15 protein-coding genes are annotated in these 16002 nt (G+C 37.1%); 11 read left to right on the plus strand and 4 right to left on the minus strand.

Annotated features, from left to right (window positions below; translation table 11 throughout):
- Positions 1–6: 6 nt before the first annotated feature.
- Entirely contained in the window at positions 7–660 is a 654-nt protein-coding gene (locus tag M901_RS14260) for a hypothetical protein (RefSeq protein ID WP_021278925.1), read from the minus strand.
- A 129-nt stretch (positions 661–789) separates the two neighbouring features.
- On the opposite strand from M901_RS14260, the gene M901_RS14265 reads away from it, so the two are divergent.
- The 8 genes from M901_RS14265 (at position 790) to M901_RS14300 (ending at position 7996) form a co-directional block, all read left to right on the plus strand.
- On the plus strand, positions 790–1809 hold the full coding sequence (locus M901_RS14265) for a hypothetical protein (RefSeq protein ID WP_021278915.1): 1020 nt from the start codon (positions 790–792) through the stop codon (positions 1807–1809).
- Positions 1810–1826: 17 nt separating this feature from the next.
- Positions 1827–2666 carry a hypothetical protein gene (locus tag M901_RS14270; RefSeq protein ID WP_021278903.1) on the plus strand — a complete coding sequence of 280 codons (840 nt, stop codon included), beginning with the start codon at positions 1827–1829 and terminating at the stop codon, positions 2664–2666.
- A 169-nt stretch (positions 2667–2835) separates the two neighbouring features.
- A complete protein-coding gene (locus tag M901_RS14275; RefSeq protein ID WP_021278918.1) occupies positions 2836–3513 on the plus strand; it encodes a hypothetical protein in 678 nt (225 codons plus the stop codon).
- A 167-nt stretch (positions 3514–3680) separates the two neighbouring features.
- The gene (locus M901_RS14280) at positions 3681–3941 is read left to right on the plus strand and encodes a hypothetical protein (protein ID WP_034722431.1); all 261 of its coding nucleotides are present in this window, start codon (positions 3681–3683) and stop codon (positions 3939–3941) included.
- On the plus strand, positions 3938–4108 hold the full coding sequence (locus M901_RS17630; RefSeq protein ID WP_021278908.1) for a hypothetical protein: 171 nt from the start codon (positions 3938–3940) through the stop codon (positions 4106–4108). Before M901_RS14280 ends, M901_RS17630 begins: the two co-directional genes overlap by 4 nt.
- Before the next feature lie 31 nt (positions 4109–4139).
- A complete protein-coding gene (locus M901_RS14285; RefSeq protein WP_157680044.1) occupies positions 4140–4361 on the plus strand; it encodes a hypothetical protein in 222 nt (73 codons plus the stop codon).
- Positions 4362–4631: 270 nt separating this feature from the next.
- Positions 4632–6170, plus strand: a complete 1539-nt coding sequence (locus M901_RS14295) for a hypothetical protein (RefSeq protein ID WP_021278917.1) — start codon at positions 4632–4634, stop codon at positions 6168–6170.
- 344 nt (positions 6171–6514) lie between these two features.
- Positions 6515–7996 carry a hypothetical protein gene (locus tag M901_RS14300; RefSeq protein ID WP_021278914.1) on the plus strand — a complete coding sequence of 494 codons (1482 nt, stop codon included), beginning with the start codon at positions 6515–6517 and terminating at the stop codon, positions 7994–7996.
- Here the strand turns inward: M901_RS14300 and M901_RS17635 are convergent, their stop codons facing one another.
- On the minus strand, positions 7997–8443 hold the full coding sequence (locus M901_RS17635; protein WP_157680046.1) for a hypothetical protein: 447 nt from the start codon (positions 8441–8443) through the stop codon (positions 7997–7999).
- A 490-nt stretch (positions 8444–8933) separates the two neighbouring features.
- Here M901_RS17635 and M901_RS14310 point away from each other — a divergent pair, with 490 nt between their 5' ends.
- From M901_RS14310 to M901_RS14320, 3 genes are read left to right on the plus strand one after another with little or no spacing between them, the layout of a single operon-like run.
- Positions 8934–11618, plus strand: coding sequence for an AAA family ATPase (locus M901_RS14310; protein ID WP_021278907.1), 2685 nt, complete (start codon positions 8934–8936; stop codon positions 11616–11618).
- Positions 11615–14056 carry an ATP-binding protein gene (locus M901_RS14315; RefSeq protein ID WP_021278906.1) on the plus strand — a complete coding sequence of 814 codons (2442 nt, stop codon included), beginning with the start codon at positions 11615–11617 and terminating at the stop codon, positions 14054–14056. Before M901_RS14310 ends, M901_RS14315 begins: the two co-directional genes overlap by 4 nt.
- A gap of 21 nt (positions 14057–14077) precedes the next feature.
- Complete coding sequence (locus M901_RS14320; RefSeq protein ID WP_021278921.1) at positions 14078–14938, plus strand: proline iminopeptidase-family hydrolase; 861 nt, start codon at positions 14078–14080, stop codon at positions 14936–14938.
- Here M901_RS14320 and M901_RS14325 read toward each other — a convergent pair.
- Both M901_RS14325 and M901_RS14330 read right to left on the minus strand, forming a co-directional pair.
- Positions 14935–15303, minus strand: coding sequence for a hypothetical protein (locus tag M901_RS14325; protein WP_021278923.1), 369 nt, complete (start codon positions 15301–15303; stop codon positions 14935–14937). The two genes, M901_RS14320 and M901_RS14325, sit on opposite strands and share 4 nt — an antisense overlap.
- Positions 15304–15377: 74 nt before the next feature.
- The gene (locus M901_RS14330) at positions 15378–15818 is read right to left on the minus strand and encodes a YqaA family protein (RefSeq protein ID WP_021278926.1); all 441 of its coding nucleotides are present in this window, start codon (positions 15816–15818) and stop codon (positions 15378–15380) included.
- Positions 15819–16002: the final 184 nt, after the last annotated feature.

Here is a 16002-nt window from a genome sequence, read left to right on the forward strand (position 1 = left end):
ATTTTCCTAATTTTTAAAACGCCAGTTAGCGCTGCCAAAAAGAACGCGCATGACAAGGTTTTGTGCATTTAATTCATATGGAATGATTTTATTCAATTCTTCTATTTTTGTAATGTAAAAATCAAGAACTTCGGTATTTTCTGGTAGTGACTGCTCAATATCGAGAAGAATCATTGAGGCTTCTCTAAAGGCCTCACTATTTTGACCAGCAATTTCATAGGCCTGTCCTACTTGTTTTAAATTTTCTTTTAACTTCTGCATCAAGTGTGCAGAAGAAGCGATATCCAGCTCAATTGCTTGCTCTCTGGCCCATTTCTTTAAGGCCGGCATATCTGCACTATAGATAAAGAAGGGATCGACTCTATCAAAATCATAACCCCAAGCAGTTTGTTTAACTTCCACTCCTAGGCAAACAGGAATCCTCGCCTCGTCTTTAAGGCTTCTCACCTCTACAGTTCTCTTTCCTAGAAGTATCTGTGACTGATTCTCGGCCTGACACTCATAGCGACAAGTGAAGCTTATCTTCTTAGGATAAGGTGCGCTGAAATCAGGATTGATATATTTCTTAGATTGAGGATCAGCTAAGCACTCACCAACCTCAAGGGCCCATAGTTCGGCAGAGCAAAGCAGTATAAAAATAGGAAGAATTAGTCTTTTCATAGGGCCAAATTCCCACAACTTCAGGGAATTGGTCAATGAAAGAAAATTTTATAAAAATCTTACCCTGTAAGCATTGTCATACTCTGAAGAAATAATATTTAATTAAAGCTTAAAATCAAGGAGTTAGATATGTTTAGAAGATTAGCATTTATGCTAACGCTAGGAAGTAGCGCCATCTTTAATACGGCAAGTGCCGATATCGATACACGATTAAAACCAGGTCAATACTATCAACCAACAATTCTCGACCACGTCATCAGACCGAGTCGTTCGGCCATAAGTATCGGTCCCCTCAATGAGACAAAGGTCATTGTAAAACTCGTAAAATCTATTGATGGAAGAAATGAGGAACAGGTGCTCGAAACTCCTGAGCTGGAAATTAACTGTAAGAATAAATTTGCCTCCTCAAGACTTACCAACGACTACTTCAAGATTAGCTACCGCTCAACTTATGAGATCCAAGGAGAGCTTGAGTGCGGAAGAACTAATACATGGTACTTCGATGTCGACTCGACAGAGGGTCAAGTTATGGCCATTCACGACATTGCCATGAAGGCGGTAAGAAAGTTTAATGATTCAGACCTGCTGTCATTTTGGAAGAGAAGAGTAAATCTTAGATGGCCATCAGATGGTGACTACTATAGTTGGAATACTGTTAATATCACACGTGGCCATTTTTGGGATGTCGTTGGGCACGAATTAGGTCACGCTATTTATGACCAGGCCAATATTGGTGTTTCGGCAGGTGGCCGCCATCGAATTGATGAGTGTTATAATGGGGCCCTTGCGCTTTCAGAAGGTTGGGCAAGTTTCTTCTCTGCCTGGCTATCGATTGATCTAAAAGATTCAAATGCAAGTTTCGAGTATATGGTCAAAAGAAGAGCTCCTTTAAATATTGAGTCAGTACCAACTGATGTTTGTCATGGTCCAACAAATGAGTGGAGGGTAACGGCCTTTCTATGGGATATTATCGACCTCTCCTATGACGGAGAAAGTGCTCAAGAGTCTTTTGCCAAGATCTGGAAAATGACCCTGAATGAGAATTATCGAAGTATCAACCAGTTGGCCAAGGATTTAACTCAGAAAATGGACCCTATTCTTGTAAAGATGTTATGGGAAAAGAACTTTCTCACACAATTTGACGAATAAATGCTAAATAAGAGCTCATGAAGAAAATTCTTATTCTAAGCCTTATCTTTAATTTCGCGGCACTTGCAAACCAGAAACTGGAGCAAGCGTTAAACTCTTCAAATCACCCAAAAGAAGTGATTCAAAACTTGAAGAAACTTGCTGCGAAAGATCCTCAGGCAAAGAAACTCCTTCATGAGCTCGAACTCTTTGATCTCAATCCAGAAAAAGCAAAGAAGGGCCCAATTTTTGACAAGGCCATTAAACCAAGACTCGACCAAGTTCAAAAGAAGATCATCGCAAACCTACAAAAGAATATTCGCGGCGAGTACCTCGACTCACTCAAGGACCAATGGGGAGATTGTGAATCAGGAAATTGCCTCTCGATCAAAGATGATGTCTACCAATATCATTTTGAAAAGAAATCAATCTGCCTTCCCTACACAACTTGTGGCTTCTACAAGTGCATGGAAGAAAAGTACAAGTGCGACCCCGTTGGAGTCAACTACTTCACAGAACTCGCCTACCCAACTTGTTCAACCTATGTCAAAAATATCAATCGCAACTATTTCACAGAAAAGGGTATCACGTGGATTTACAGTGTAATGGTCTGCTTACAAAAAGGGCTCGTCAAAGAATGCGACGAAGATGAGAATTGTACAAAGTCGACCCGCAAAGAAACCTGTGACCATATCACGAAGTACACTTTAGAATTCCATCCAAGCTGCTATCTCAACAGCGGCGTGGGAGTGTGTCGCCTCCCTCTTAAAGACAAGATCAATATCTGGAGAACTGTCGCCAAGTACCTCACTAACGATGAGACTGTTCAGGCCTTCCGTGTTGTGGCGAAGTGTTTATTTCAAACTGGTCCTCTATAATGGGGGTGAAATTCTCTCATTTCCATGAAATCATTACAGAATCAAAACTATTTTCTCAGCTGCTGAAAAACTCAGTAAGTAAGATGTTGTTTTTTTGTGAACACTAATCTTACTCTTATGAGTTTCAACCTGATAATATTGATGTATGTGAATTTGTTATAGGGGAAATATGAAGAAAATAGTTGTCGGGATATTTTTAATTTTTGGTTTAATTTATCTTGCTTATCAAGAGGTAAAACCTACTGTGTTAACTTTTTATTTCTATATGGTTTCTGAACTTACTGGAAAGCCAAATCTGGCATATGAGGATAGGACGGATACATTATTAGGTGTAGATAAAAACAATAACGGGATAAGGGATGATATAGAACGATATATAGACGAAACGCTAGCGAAATATCCTCCTTATGTTAGAGATGTTTATTATATGCATACCAGAGTTTTAACTGAAATTCTTAAGGCGGACGCAAATAATCAAAAAATAGCAGAAGAGGCAATTAAGAAATGGAGCGATTCAGTAGGTTGCACAATCTTTGTTAATAAAATTGATATGGAGAATGATGGAAGGTATTTGAGCGACTTCTCGTCAGATATTGAATTGCTTTTTAAAAATACTCGAAAACGTAAAGCAAAGTGGAGGCAAGTATTTAGGCATCATCCTTTTGTGAGTAATAGTAATTTAGACGATGTGTTTGTAAATTTAGAAAAGTATTGTGGGGTAACATTTAAGAACCCCTATCAGGTAAGGGCACAGTGGCTATATGCTGTATATAAAACAAATGAGAAGTTATCAAAAGAGTACTTATCAGGTTTAAAAGGAAAAGTTAATGAAGATTCAAAAAAATGAAAAAAATCTGAAGATATATGATATTTACTTACAGCTTAATGCAGACAAGTAAATAGTTGGGGGCTTCCTGTTTCTACGGCTCTAAGCTGTGATGTAAAAAAAAACACAAATGTTATATATAAACGGAGTTAATAATACAGATTATGTGAATATGTTATAGGGAAAATATGAAGAAAATAGTTGTCGGGACATTTTTAATTTTTGGTTTAATTTATCTTGCCTATCAAGAGGTAAAACCTACTGTATTAACTTTTTATTTTTATATGGTTTCTGAACTTACTGGAAAGCCAAATCTGGCATATGAGGATAGGACGGATACATTATTAGGAGTAGACAAAAATAATAACGGGATAAGGGATGACATAGAAAGATACATAGATGAACGGTTGAGAATTATCCGTCCTTATGTTAGAGATGTTATTTTATGAAAGCAAGAGTTTTGACTGAAACTCTAAAAGCTGACGCAAATAATGAAAATGTAGCGAAAAAAGCGACAAAAAAATGGAGCGATTCAGTAGATTGCACAATCTTTATTAATAAAATTGATTTTATAAAAGGTGGAAGATTGTTGCGAGATTTTATCATCTGGTATTGAGCGACTTCTAACAAATACTCAAAAACGGAAGTTGAAGTGGAGAAATGTATTTAGACATCACCCATCTGTGATAATTGGGGATAATCGCGATGATGTATTTATAAATTTAGAAAGATATTGTGGAATAACGTTTGAAAGGCCATATGAAGTAAGGGCTGTATGGCTTTATGCTAACTATAGATCTAATGAGAAATTAGCAAGAGGACACTTAGAAGAATTGAAAGGAAAAGTTAATGAAGACTACAAAAAATGAATAAATTTAAAGAGATATATGATATTTACTTACAGCTTAATGCAGACAATAAATAGTTGGGGGCTTCCTGTTTCTACATCTTTAAGTTGTGAATTTAAAAAAAGATACTAAAGTTATTTATGTTAATGGTGTGAATAATCATCGAGATGAGGCTAAGGAGACTCGAGATAGAATAATTCAAGTACTTAATGATAAATACTCTAGATTGTCAACGAACTCTATTTTTAATAAGAATAAAGAATTGGTAATAAGAGCAATGTTAGCTATGAAATGATTTATAATGAATCACACGGTACTGTCTTAGACTTAATTGAAGCTGCAAAGCAGAGAATTGATGAACATGTTGGAGAAGGTAGTGAAGAGTCGAAATTAAGTCAGAAAGCTCAAGCATATGAAATGCTTTCATTACTTTTGTTTTCTGGTAAGGTTAGTGCTTCACAAAAAACTGATCTGATGAATATTTTGATTGATGTAAAAAAAGATCAGTATGAAAAGCAAATAAAAAGTATCCCTAGAGAACGTGATTTACAGAGGTTAAAGAACTTAATTCTTTACGGAAAAGAAACAGTAGATACTTCACAGGAAAATAAGAGCGGGATTTATAATAACCAGAAAGTTGTTTTAGTTAGTCATTCCCAAGGAAACTTATACGCCAACAAAGCTACAGAGCTATTAAAATCAGAGTTTCCAGAAAAAATTGGATATTTTGGCAATGTACAGTTAGCTTCTCCTTCCAATAATATTTACCACCATAATGTTGCCCACATAAAACTCTCGACAGACTACGTGTTAAAACTTATTGGAATAGCACCAAACTTTTATACCAAATATTACCCTTTATCTAAATCTAATAAAAATATTCAAAACTGGATGAAGTCAGATAACATACTAGTGAGTATGGGGGCTACATTAGCAGGAAGAATTCATGTCGATCAATTTGATAGTTTAGGACACAATGCCATTGATTCATACTTAAATGAACAAAACTTTATTTCTACTTCCTCTGACGGACCGTTCGAATTTTCAACAGCAGATTATTTCGTAAAAATGATGAATCAAGTAGCTCTTGCACAAGATAGTAATTGTGACAATAAAATTGAATATGATGGAGACTTTATTTCTAGTCATGTCACTTCTTCATTAAATTCTCAAACTGGTGACGTGGTCTTTGACTTTACAAAGTTAGTAAATCTGGATATTAGCAATTTTAATATAGACTTAATTGATTCGGGGGCAATTACCTCTGTTAAATCTGTTGAGGAAGGTGAGAATACGGATGGTCATATCTTAGGCTTAAGGTATATAGCTTCTATTGGTGGTACGGAATATGACTTATCTAAAAATCCGAAAGTTGCTTTGCAGTTTCAAAGTACCCCAGGAAAGCCGTTTCCTGCAACAAACGTAAAACTTAGAATATCAGGATTGTATTTAAATTCTTATGAATACTTATCTGAGGACATTAATTTTAGTTTATTTGTGTGTCCTAGTGGAATACAAGACCGTGTTGATGGGTGTGATTATCCAGAAACAAGGAAGCCTTCTATTTCCTCTGTTGAACTAGGTGTATATCCTGATTGTCCTGAAGATTCTCAAGGTTTTGGGGAGTTTCACTCTAAGTGTTACGTAAATTATTCATGTACAGACTCTTTCAATAGAAAATATAACATGAGGCACTCTACAAATGTGCTGAAAGCGTGTGGGTATAGAGATGATGGATCAAGATTCCCTATATTTCACAAGCAAGATGTTTTTGTATCTTGTATTGGTGAAGGTGGTCATTCAGAATTTGAAAAAGCGGAGTGTTTTTAGGTTTTGATTTTTTCTTGGTATGCACAGCGTATTCTCTACAGCTCCCTTCGTGGTCGCCTACGAGTTGTTCAGCATTAAATAGTAACCTTCTATTTAACGCTTCCAAAAATGAGCCTCCGGCTAAAGAGGCTCAAGTGCATGGGTTGCATGGGTATGAGACAAATAATTCGCGAAAATTGTTGCCTAACTAAAAGTGTCTATTGAATTGGGGGCCAAAGCATTTTCTTAACTATAGACAATCTAACCAGTGAATGTTCACTCCAATAGGGAGAATCTACCTTCTAGCGATAATCCAAGACTCCACTAAAATGTTTTTATAAACAATTTCAATAGGAGTATTTTAAATGGATATGAAAACCAAGAAGAAGATGGTTGATGAGAAATTTTCTGACGATTTGACTCTGGAAAGTGAATTTAATGCACTTGAGCCTGATGAGTTTCTCTATGACAGACGTGGTCCATGGCCACAGCCATCGCCAAATCACCCATTTGGAGAGGCGCCAGGAGTTCTTCATATTCCTTTTTCTGAGCAATTTCATTGGTGGATGAAAATTGGGACGCGCTATGTGAAAGATTGGTTTACTTACTGGCCAGTGGCCATGGCGAAGGCCGCTTCTTGGGGCGGTCTTTCTCCTGTAAGTGATGAAGAGTTTGCTAATTACTACTATAACTCATGCTATAGCAAGTTCTTTACTTTTGAACTGACTGATAAAGTTCAAGAGCTCTTTAAAGATTATCTGGAAGATGGAAAGACATATTGTGTTTGTGACTTTGTTGGAATGAAAGTTCTCCAACCTATTCATGGTGTTTTCTGTGAGCCATCGATTACTCTTTTTGAAGTTTTAGAAGATGGTGTTAAGCCAGTAGCGATAAATCTTCGCGACTATGTTATTGATGATACTGATGGTGATCTTTGGATGTTGGGAAAATATATTTCACTACAAGCGGCGGGAAATCATATTATTGTGGCCACTCACCCTAGGCTACACTTTCCAATGGATTCAATTAACGCCATTACGAAGACGGCCGTTCCAAAGAGCCATATTCTCTTTCAACTTCTCTACCCTCACTTTGAGTTAACACTCAAGTTAGATTACCAGGTTTTAAATAACCCAATATCTCTACTTAGAAATGAATGGTGGATGATCTATGCACCTTTTCCTGCCACTGGCGAATCGATGCGAGATCTCGTTGTACTTGGCTATCACGGTCTACAAGACAATCCGGCCTACCCAAAGTATTTCTACCCGCTAAAAGGACCTCAGAAGGTTCGCTCTAACTATGGTGACTTTCACGATGGCTATTACAAAGTTTACTTTAACTTTGTAAAAGAAGTTCTCAAAGAAATTCCACATGGTGATAAATTTGTCACAAGGTGGGCGAATTATATTCATCAAGAAATTCCGACCTTCCCAAATGGTGAAGAGATTTGGAAAGAAGATAATTTTGCACATGCTGTCGCCTCTTATATGTGGGATGTGACACTTGGACACGCTGCTGATCACAAAACATATGCAGAAATTCCAATTAACAAAAACCCTCTGAGATTAAGAATTCCAAGTCCTAAGTATAAGACTCCAGGGTATAAGCTAGATTATAGCAATGCTGTGACTATTATTGATCAAACGAAATTGATTATGGCCAATAAACTCTTCTTTGCTCCTACAAACGTCAGCAATATGATCGACGTCAATTATGACTTCTCATTGCCGATACTTAATCAGCATGTGAAGAGCTTTAAGAGCGCCCTAAAAGAACACGAGGCCAATCTAAAAACGCCAAACTTCATGCCTGTAGGACAAATTCCTGCAAGTATTCAGTACTAGTTATTTAAGAATCATTTTATAACTTAATCCAGAAAACATGGGGAGTGTAAGAAAGATCGCTCCCCATATTATAAGACTTATAATCAGAATCTTTTTAAATGGGATTTCACCTTCATACTTAAAATTCACAAACTCACCTTCAACTTTTTGTAACTGTTTTGCATACAGATAGATAAAAATTCCTTGAATACTGGCAAAGACACACCAAATACTTGGAGCATCAAAAACAATCTCAAAGTTTGAGGCGATACCTCCGCAGAAATTTCCAATCCCCTTCTCACCTACAATATTTCGATAAAGGCCGAAAAAGTAACAATATGTAGCTGACATCAGAAAAGAGATATTTAAAGCATAGAATGGAAGTTTTGAATTAAGACTTCTTAACTGGGCCGGAATCTTTTTCCTAATAAAGAAATGAATTCCATTCCAATACAAGAAAAGTAACATCCAAAGGGCACCCCAATAGAAATGAGAAAAACCCCTGACGTAGAAATGAGCATTCTCAAAAGTCATCTCCCTTGTGGCCATATGAATGATCAACAAGACAAGCGAAATTAACACATAACGTGAGCCTAAGTTTCGCCTCAAAAAGTACTCAGAGCCCGAGACATTGAAGTACATGGCACTTATCGAAAAGAAGAGCCCTATTTTGTAAATAATGACATTCTTGGTGGAGATGGCCCACCACTCAAAAATCTGATGTGTTCCGATACATAGGTAACCAAGAACCAAAAATGTTAGGCACTTGAAAAAAGGGCTTTCTTTGAATCTCTGAAGTTTATACTTGAGTGTAATGATTAGGCTTGAAGCATAAATTGTACCACCCGCAAGTAAACTTATTTCTTTACTATAACAGATAAGGAACTCCTGTTAAAATATTGTATTTATAGGATACAAAAAAAATCTCTTTATTCAAACTAAAATGCTTTAGGTAAAAATGAAGTCAAAAAACTCAGTAAGTGATGCTTTTATTACTTTAGATCGTATTAACTCAGAAAGAGGAACTATTCTCACAAAGAGAGTCAGTGATGAATTGAAAAAAGACGATCTCCATCACGTTATTCTCAAAAGAGAATACGAACTCATGAAAGAAATGAGACATCCAAATATTTTGGAATTCATTAACTTCGACAAGAGTAATTCTGAGATACACCTCAAGAATGCGGATCTAGAATCTCTAGAAACACTTCTCCACTATTCTGAACTGACGATAAAGGAAATCTGCCAAATGGCCCTTCAAGTTATTGAGGGCGTGAGCTTCCTTTGGGACAAAGGAATTGTCTATAACAATATTAATCCGAAGTCGATTCTCTTTGATAAAGACGAGAGAATCTATAAGCTTATTCATTTTCAAAATAGCTCCAAGCTTACCAAAACTCAGGAAACAGAGAATAAACTGAGTCATCTCGAAGGCGATATCAATTTTATTTCACCTGAACAAACAGGAAGGATGAATCGCTCAATTGACTATCGTAGTGATATTTATTCACTTGGTGCTGTTCTCTATTTTGCATTAACAGGAAAAAGTCTCTTTATGAGTAAGGATATTCACGAAATTATCCACTCTCATATTGCTAAAGAACCAATACCTGTTGAGGCACATAATCCAAAGGTTTCTAAATCACTTAGCCAAATTATTCATAAGATGCTTAATAAGAATGCTGAAGACCGTTATCAAAGTGCCTATGGTATTAAGAAGGATCTTCAGGCAATCATTCAGATTCTAGAAAAAAAAGCCCAAGAAAGTGAATTTGAATTAGCAAAGCACGACAAGGCCAGTGCATTTGAAATTCCAGAGAAGCTCTACGGTCGAGAAAATGAAAAACGAAAAGTCCTTTACTCATACGAAGATGTCTTGGGGAAAAGAAATCGACTCTTACTCGTTAATGGGTATTCAGGAATAGGAAAAACGGCCCTTATCAATGAAGTCAAAAAGCCGATCACAAAGTATAATGGCCATTTTACCTTTGGAAAGTTTGACCAGCTAAAAAAGAGTATCCCCTTTTCAGGATTTATTCAGGCCCTAACAAGCCTCATTAATGACATCCTGACAGAAGATGAACAGACAATTAAGGCCTGGAAAGACAAAATCCTAAATGAAGTTGGAAAAGACGTCCACATTATCACAGATATCCTTCCTATTCTTGAAAAGGTTATTGGAAAGCAACAAAGACGACTTGAGAATCTTAATTCGACAGAGATGCAAAACCTTTTTAATAAGACACTCAGAGATTTTATCAATGTCTTCAAGTCTCCAAAGTCGCCTCTAGTTCTTTTTCTTGACGATTTACAATGGGCGGATAATTCGACGATCAATCTCATTAAGTTCTTAGTAACCGATTCCAAGAACCAAAACCTCCTTTTGATTGCAGGATATAGGAGTAATGAAGTTGGAATCAACCATCCTTTTCAGGTTTGTATTGATGAAGTTAGAAATCTAGGTGGTCAAATTGATGAAGTTTCACTAGATAATTTAAATCCAAATAATATCTTTGAATTATTAAGTGATACCCTTAAGTTTAAAAATGATCATGCAAATAGTGAGCTCGTTGAGTTGACGGAAGTTATTCACAAGAAGACGAAAGGGAACCCTTTCTTTACAAAGAACCTCATTAAGTCACTCTATTCCAAAGGACTTATATATTACAATGAGTCGGTCAGACAGTGGTCTTGGATGCAGACAAAGATCGAGCAAACTCAAATTTCAAATAATTTACTCGATCTCCTCATCTCAAATCTCAAAGAGCTGAATGATAATGAGCTCACACTTATTAAATATGCTTCAATTATTGGTGCTTCATTTGATTCAATCATTTTGACAAAAATTCTGAACTATAGTCCATCCGACTTTGAATCGGCCCTTTACAAATGTATTGAAAATGATCTTCTTATTCCACTAGACAAGAATTATCGCTACCTTGGCTCTGCTGATGAGAACGTTATCAAATGTCACCTTAAATTTTCTCACGATAAAATTCAACAGGCGGCTTATGAGCTCTGTACAGAAGAAGAGAAAATTGAGGCCCATGATAAAATCGCTCAATATTACTTAGACAGATTCTTCAATGATGAAGAGACTGATATTTTTGAACTTTCCTTCCATATGAATAAACTCATTGGAAAGAAAGAACTTGATAATAGAATAGTTTCAGAAATTAACTACAAGGCCGGCGCCAAAGCTCACGAAGCTTCTGCGTATTTTGCAGCAAGGGATCACTACGAAATCGCCTATCAATTCTTACCTGAAGATGCATGGGATGATTACTATGATTACACACTTCGAGTCGCAACTGCCCTATCAGAATGTTACTACCTTTGTGCTGACACAGAAAAAGCTGAAGAGCTCTATAATTATCTTCTGACGGTAACAAAGACCAAAGATGACAAGGCTAGAATCTATGAGATTCAGATGAATTACTATACCAATCAAGGAAGGGCCGATGATGCCATCCGAGTTGGAAGTAAGGCCTTAAAACTCTATGGGATTCGTTTCCCGGAAAGAGCGACGATGCTTCATGTAGCACCTAAACTGATTAGGGTAAAAACAATGTTTGCCTTGAGATCAAACGAGAAGATTCTCAATAATAGAGAGCTGACAAATAAAGATGCCATGCGGCCATGAAAATCCTTTCAAATATGTCACCGAGCTGTTTTATTCAAAGTCCAGAGTCGATGCTCTTGAATTGTCTCAACTGTTTAATTCTGACGTTGAAACACGGTAATACCGATGTTTCTTCCTACGTCGTCTCTCTAATGGGATTTGTTGAAGGTGTTGCTCTTTCAAATTATAAAAGGGCCCATGATCTGATGAAGCTCGCCACCCAGATCAGTGATCGTTTTGATCCACATCAAAAGTATAAGTCGAAACTTATTTTTTCATGGAATAACTTTATCCAATTCTATCACGCTCCTATTTCGGAAAGTACTAACTGGCTAAGAAAGGGACATGCAGCGGGAATCAATTGTGGAGATTTTAACTTTGCAAATTATTGCCTCTACTCGACTTTCTCTAGAGAACTCTTTCTTGGGCTCAATCTCAAAGAAGTCTATGCCAACGGTGTTGAGTACAGTCTCTTTGCAGACTCTATTTCTGATCAATATATTATTCCAATGATGCAAATCATGAGACGTTTTATCTCTTTAATGAGTAATGAATACGACAAGAACTTTATTCAAAGAGATAAGGACTTTGATTCAGAAGCCTTTGAAAAGGCTCAGGAAGAAAATAACGACCATCAAAATCTCGCTTGGCTACATATCTTTGATAGTATTCGTCACTATATTCACGAACAATACGACCTCGCATACCAAAGCACACTTAAGGCCGAGGTCCACGGCGAAGTTGGAGCACAGAAGCAGATTGTCCTATTTGATCATTACTTCTACTCTGTTCTAATTTCGGCCATGGAGATGAAGAAGAAGTCTAGCACATATGCTAAGGCCATGAATCATGCCAAACGAAATTTGAAGAAGATTAAAAAGGCAGCTAAGACGATGCCGCAAAACTTTAGATCACGTTATCATCTGGCTCAGGCCGTCTTTCTTGAGGCCACCACTCCAGATGATGAAAAAGCGATCTACCTACACTTTCATAAGGCGATTGATTACGCCAATATGGATAATTTCCCACAAGTCGAGGCCATTGCATGTGAGAGATTCTCAGAATATCTAGAGCAATTTGAGTCCCATGGATATTGCCGCTTCCTCACAAATAGAGCTTACGAAAAGTATAAGCAATGGGGTGCTACAAATAAAATCAAGCTTATTGACTACAAGGCCAGTCAATCAACAACAGGAAAAGAAATCAATATTGATACGAAGACCTTTGTTGAGACAGCACACCATATCTCGAGTGAAAGAGATTTAGACAAGCTCATTCTTAAAATTATCGACACAAGTGTAAACTACTCTAATGCTCAAATAGGCTCCCTTGTTACGAAAGAAAAAGGTGAATATAAAGTTTATGGCGAAAAGAAAGAGTTCCCAAAAGTACTCGTAGACTTCGTCTTCAATACTGGAGATATTGTCAGACTCGACACTCTCGAGCAGCAAGAGAGATTTATTCGCGACACTTACTTTAAAGACAATAGACCACAGTCTGTTGTAGCACTACCACTGACAGCGAATGATCAAACTCACGCGGTTATTTACCTCGAAAATCAAACAACCAAAGGTGTCTTTACAAAAGATAAGACTGAAGTACTCGAGGTTATAACGACTCAAATGGCACTCTCATTAGAGAATGCATTCATTCTTAGAAACCTCGAAAATATTGTTAAACAAAGAACTCAAGAACTTGAAAAGAAGCGATCTGAGCTCGAATTATCATATAAAGAAAAAGAAACGCTTATTCGAGTACTCTGCCATGACCTCGCCAATATTGTAATGGCCAACAAGGCCGCTCTTCGTCGTGTGACAAGAGAACTAGAAAAGGTAGAGATTGAAAGTATTGAAGATATTGAAAAATATCTTTCTAGGCTAAGTCTCTCTCTTAAGAGTGAAGCCTATATTATCAATAATGTGCGAAGTATGGAGATGGCAAAAAGAGATGCCATTGATCTCAACTTCCAAGAAATTGAACTCTACACGGCCCTTAAGTCCTCTATTGAGACATTTGAAGAACAAGCGCTTCTTAAGAATGTCACCGTTAATATTGATGAGAAAATTAAAACCTCAACTGTCTTCTGTGACATGATTAGTCTCTCAGTCAACGTACTAAATAATGTTATCAATAATGCCATTAAGTTCTCATTTGAAGATGGACAAATTGATGTCAATTTCATTAGAGAAGATGAGAATAATATCCAATTCTGTATTAGAGATTATGGTATTGGGATGACCAAAGACTTTAGAGATAACCTCTTTGAAAACTCATACCATGAATCAACGAAGGGAACTTCACAAGAGCGTGGAAGTGGATTTGGTCTAGGTATTATCAAATTCTACGTCGACAAATTTAATGGAAAACTAGAGATTCAAAGTACCCATCAGGACGAGAATCCAGATGGCCACGGTACTAGTATTTTGATAACATTGCCAAAGAAAGCCCAAAATAACTGATATAAGTTAAAGGAAGTTTCAATGGCATATTTCACATCAAAACTTGGTAAGACCTTCTATATTAAAAAGGGACGAAAGGGAAAAACTCCTATTATTGGTTGCCACGGTGGCCCTGGAGGAACACATAACTCAATCGCTCCCCTCTTAGAACTTGCAACTGATAGACAAGTTGTTGTCTATGATCAAATTGGTTCAGGCAAATCCTCTGCCACAAAGAGCGAACACTGGACAATTGAGACCTTCTGTAAAAACTTGGATGATCTGGCCAACCATCTTGGCTATGATGAGTTCATTCTCCATGGAGCAAGCTGGGGTGGGACTCTTATTCTTGAATACTTCAAGAGATATCCTAAGAAAGTCAAAGGACTTATCTTTCACTCTTCTCTCATCTCTTCAAAAGTATGGGTAGCAGATGCACAAAGGCTCATAAACAAGCTTCCAAAGAAGTATGTCGAGATTATTAAGTGTTGTGAAAAAGTTGGCGCCACAGACTCTAAGGTCTACAAAGAGGCCATGGACGTCTACTATAAGAAACACTGTTGTCGTGATCTTAAGGCCTATGAACAAAAGAAAAAAGGTAAGAAGAAAATTAACTTCAATGAAGAGCTCTATATGTATATGTGGGGTCCAAGTGAATTCTGTCCAACAGGAACGCTTAAGAAATACGATGGAACACCTATTTTAAAGAAAATTAATATCCCTACTCTCTTTATGAGTGGTCAATATGATGAAGCAACCCCCGAGGCCGCAAAGTCATTTTCCAAGAAAGTAAAAGGGGCAGAATTTAAAGTTATTAAATGCTGTTCTCACAGCTCATTTAGAGAAGATAAAGCTCAGACAAAGAAAATCATGAGCAACTTTATTAAGTCTCATCAAATTTAATGAGGAATTGGATAGAAGTGCTGACAGGCTTGAGAGCATGAACTTAGGTCTGTCACACTAGCTCTTCGACTAATTCTCAAACCAAGAACATTTGCTAATAAGTCTTCTAGCTCTGCATTTCCAGGACCAAAGACATCATAAATTTCTTTTGCAACACCAATCAAAGCACTCGAAGCAACACCACACTCAATTCCGACAATACAAGAAATCGTACAGTGCTTATACTTATCCTTGGCAAAATTTTTCACAACCACAATTTTCTTATAGTGATGGGCCGCTTCCACAGCACAGAAAATATCTTCAGTGTTAGCGAATGAGCTTAGAGAAACTAAGAGAAATAGCATTGTCGTGATCAATTTTTTCATAGCGAATCTTATAGCAAGCCCATGCGTGAAATTGCTATGAAAATAATCAAAGTGAAATCTCTACCCTAGTTAACCTATTGAAATCTCGATACCACATAGACAATGAAAAGATAGCGGCACATCTTCCCAAGCGTGAGAAAAATGGCAACTTTATAAAAAGGCACCCTAAAGTATCCAAGGGCCAGTGCAAGAGGATCACCGACAATTGGCAACCAACAGAGAAAGGCAAGTAAGCTTCCCCTCTTTTCAATTTTTAATTGCCACCTTTTAATTTGTTCATGAGTAATTTTTAAATAGCGCTCGGCCCACTCAAGCTTACCAAATAGACCAACCCAATAATTAAAAAGCCCACCAAGAGAGTTTCCAATTGTTGCAATTAGAATCAATACCTCGACCCTATCACCTCTAGACACCATATAGGCGAAGATCGCTTCAGAAGAAAAAGGTAGGAAAGTTGCGGCCAAAAAACTTGCGAGAAAGAGCCCGAGAAGCCCTAAGTCTTGGAATATTTGCATAATATTTTTGACCTGTTGAAAGATATCATAGAAAATATATTACATAGAAAGGAGCCTTTATGAAATACCTATTAATCTCTCTCTTAGTTCTTGGAACGACATCATGTGCCTTTAAGAAGGTGAATAAAACGTCTGATGATGTTGTAAGTTCAAGTTCTGATTCTGGTGATAAATTAGATGAATT

The sequence above is a fragment of the Bacteriovorax sp. DB6_IX genome, assembly GCF_000447775.1.
Lineage (GTDB): Bacteria > Bdellovibrionota > Bacteriovoracia > Bacteriovoracales > Bacteriovoracaceae > Halobacteriovorax_A.

Coding starts and splice junctions, on each gene's coding strand:
- M901_RS14265 (WP_021278915.1), top strand. CDS start 790: ATGTTTAGAAGATTAGCATTTATGCTAACGCTAGGAAGTAGCGCCATC.
- M901_RS14260 (WP_021278925.1), bottom strand. CDS start 660: ATGAAAAGACTAATTCTTCCTATTTTTATACTGCTTTGCTCTGCCGAA.
- M901_RS14280 (WP_034722431.1), top strand. CDS start 3,681: ATGAAGAAAATAGTTGTCGGGACATTTTTAATTTTTGGTTTAATTTAT.
- M901_RS17635 (WP_157680046.1), bottom strand. CDS start 8,443: ATGTTACTTTTCTTGTATTGGAATGGAATTCATTTCTTTATTAGGAAA.
- M901_RS14300 (WP_021278914.1), top strand. CDS start 6,515: ATGGATATGAAAACCAAGAAGAAGATGGTTGATGAGAAATTTTCTGAC.
- M901_RS14295 (WP_021278917.1), top strand. CDS start 4,632: ATGATTTATAATGAATCACACGGTACTGTCTTAGACTTAATTGAAGCT.
- M901_RS14275 (WP_021278918.1), top strand. CDS start 2,836: ATGAAGAAAATAGTTGTCGGGATATTTTTAATTTTTGGTTTAATTTAT.
- M901_RS14270 (WP_021278903.1), top strand. CDS start 1,827: ATGAAGAAAATTCTTATTCTAAGCCTTATCTTTAATTTCGCGGCACTT.
- M901_RS14315 (WP_021278906.1), top strand. CDS start 11,615: ATGAAAATCCTTTCAAATATGTCACCGAGCTGTTTTATTCAAAGTCCA.
- M901_RS14320 (WP_021278921.1), top strand. CDS start 14,078: ATGGCATATTTCACATCAAAACTTGGTAAGACCTTCTATATTAAAAAG.
- M901_RS14310 (WP_021278907.1), top strand. CDS start 8,934: ATGAAGTCAAAAAACTCAGTAAGTGATGCTTTTATTACTTTAGATCGT.
- M901_RS14330 (WP_021278926.1), bottom strand. CDS start 15,818: ATGCAAATATTCCAAGACTTAGGGCTTCTCGGGCTCTTTCTCGCAAGT.
- M901_RS14325 (WP_021278923.1), bottom strand. CDS start 15,303: ATGAAAAAATTGATCACGACAATGCTATTTCTCTTAGTTTCTCTAAGC.
- M901_RS17630 (WP_021278908.1), top strand. CDS start 3,938: ATGAAAGCAAGAGTTTTGACTGAAACTCTAAAAGCTGACGCAAATAAT.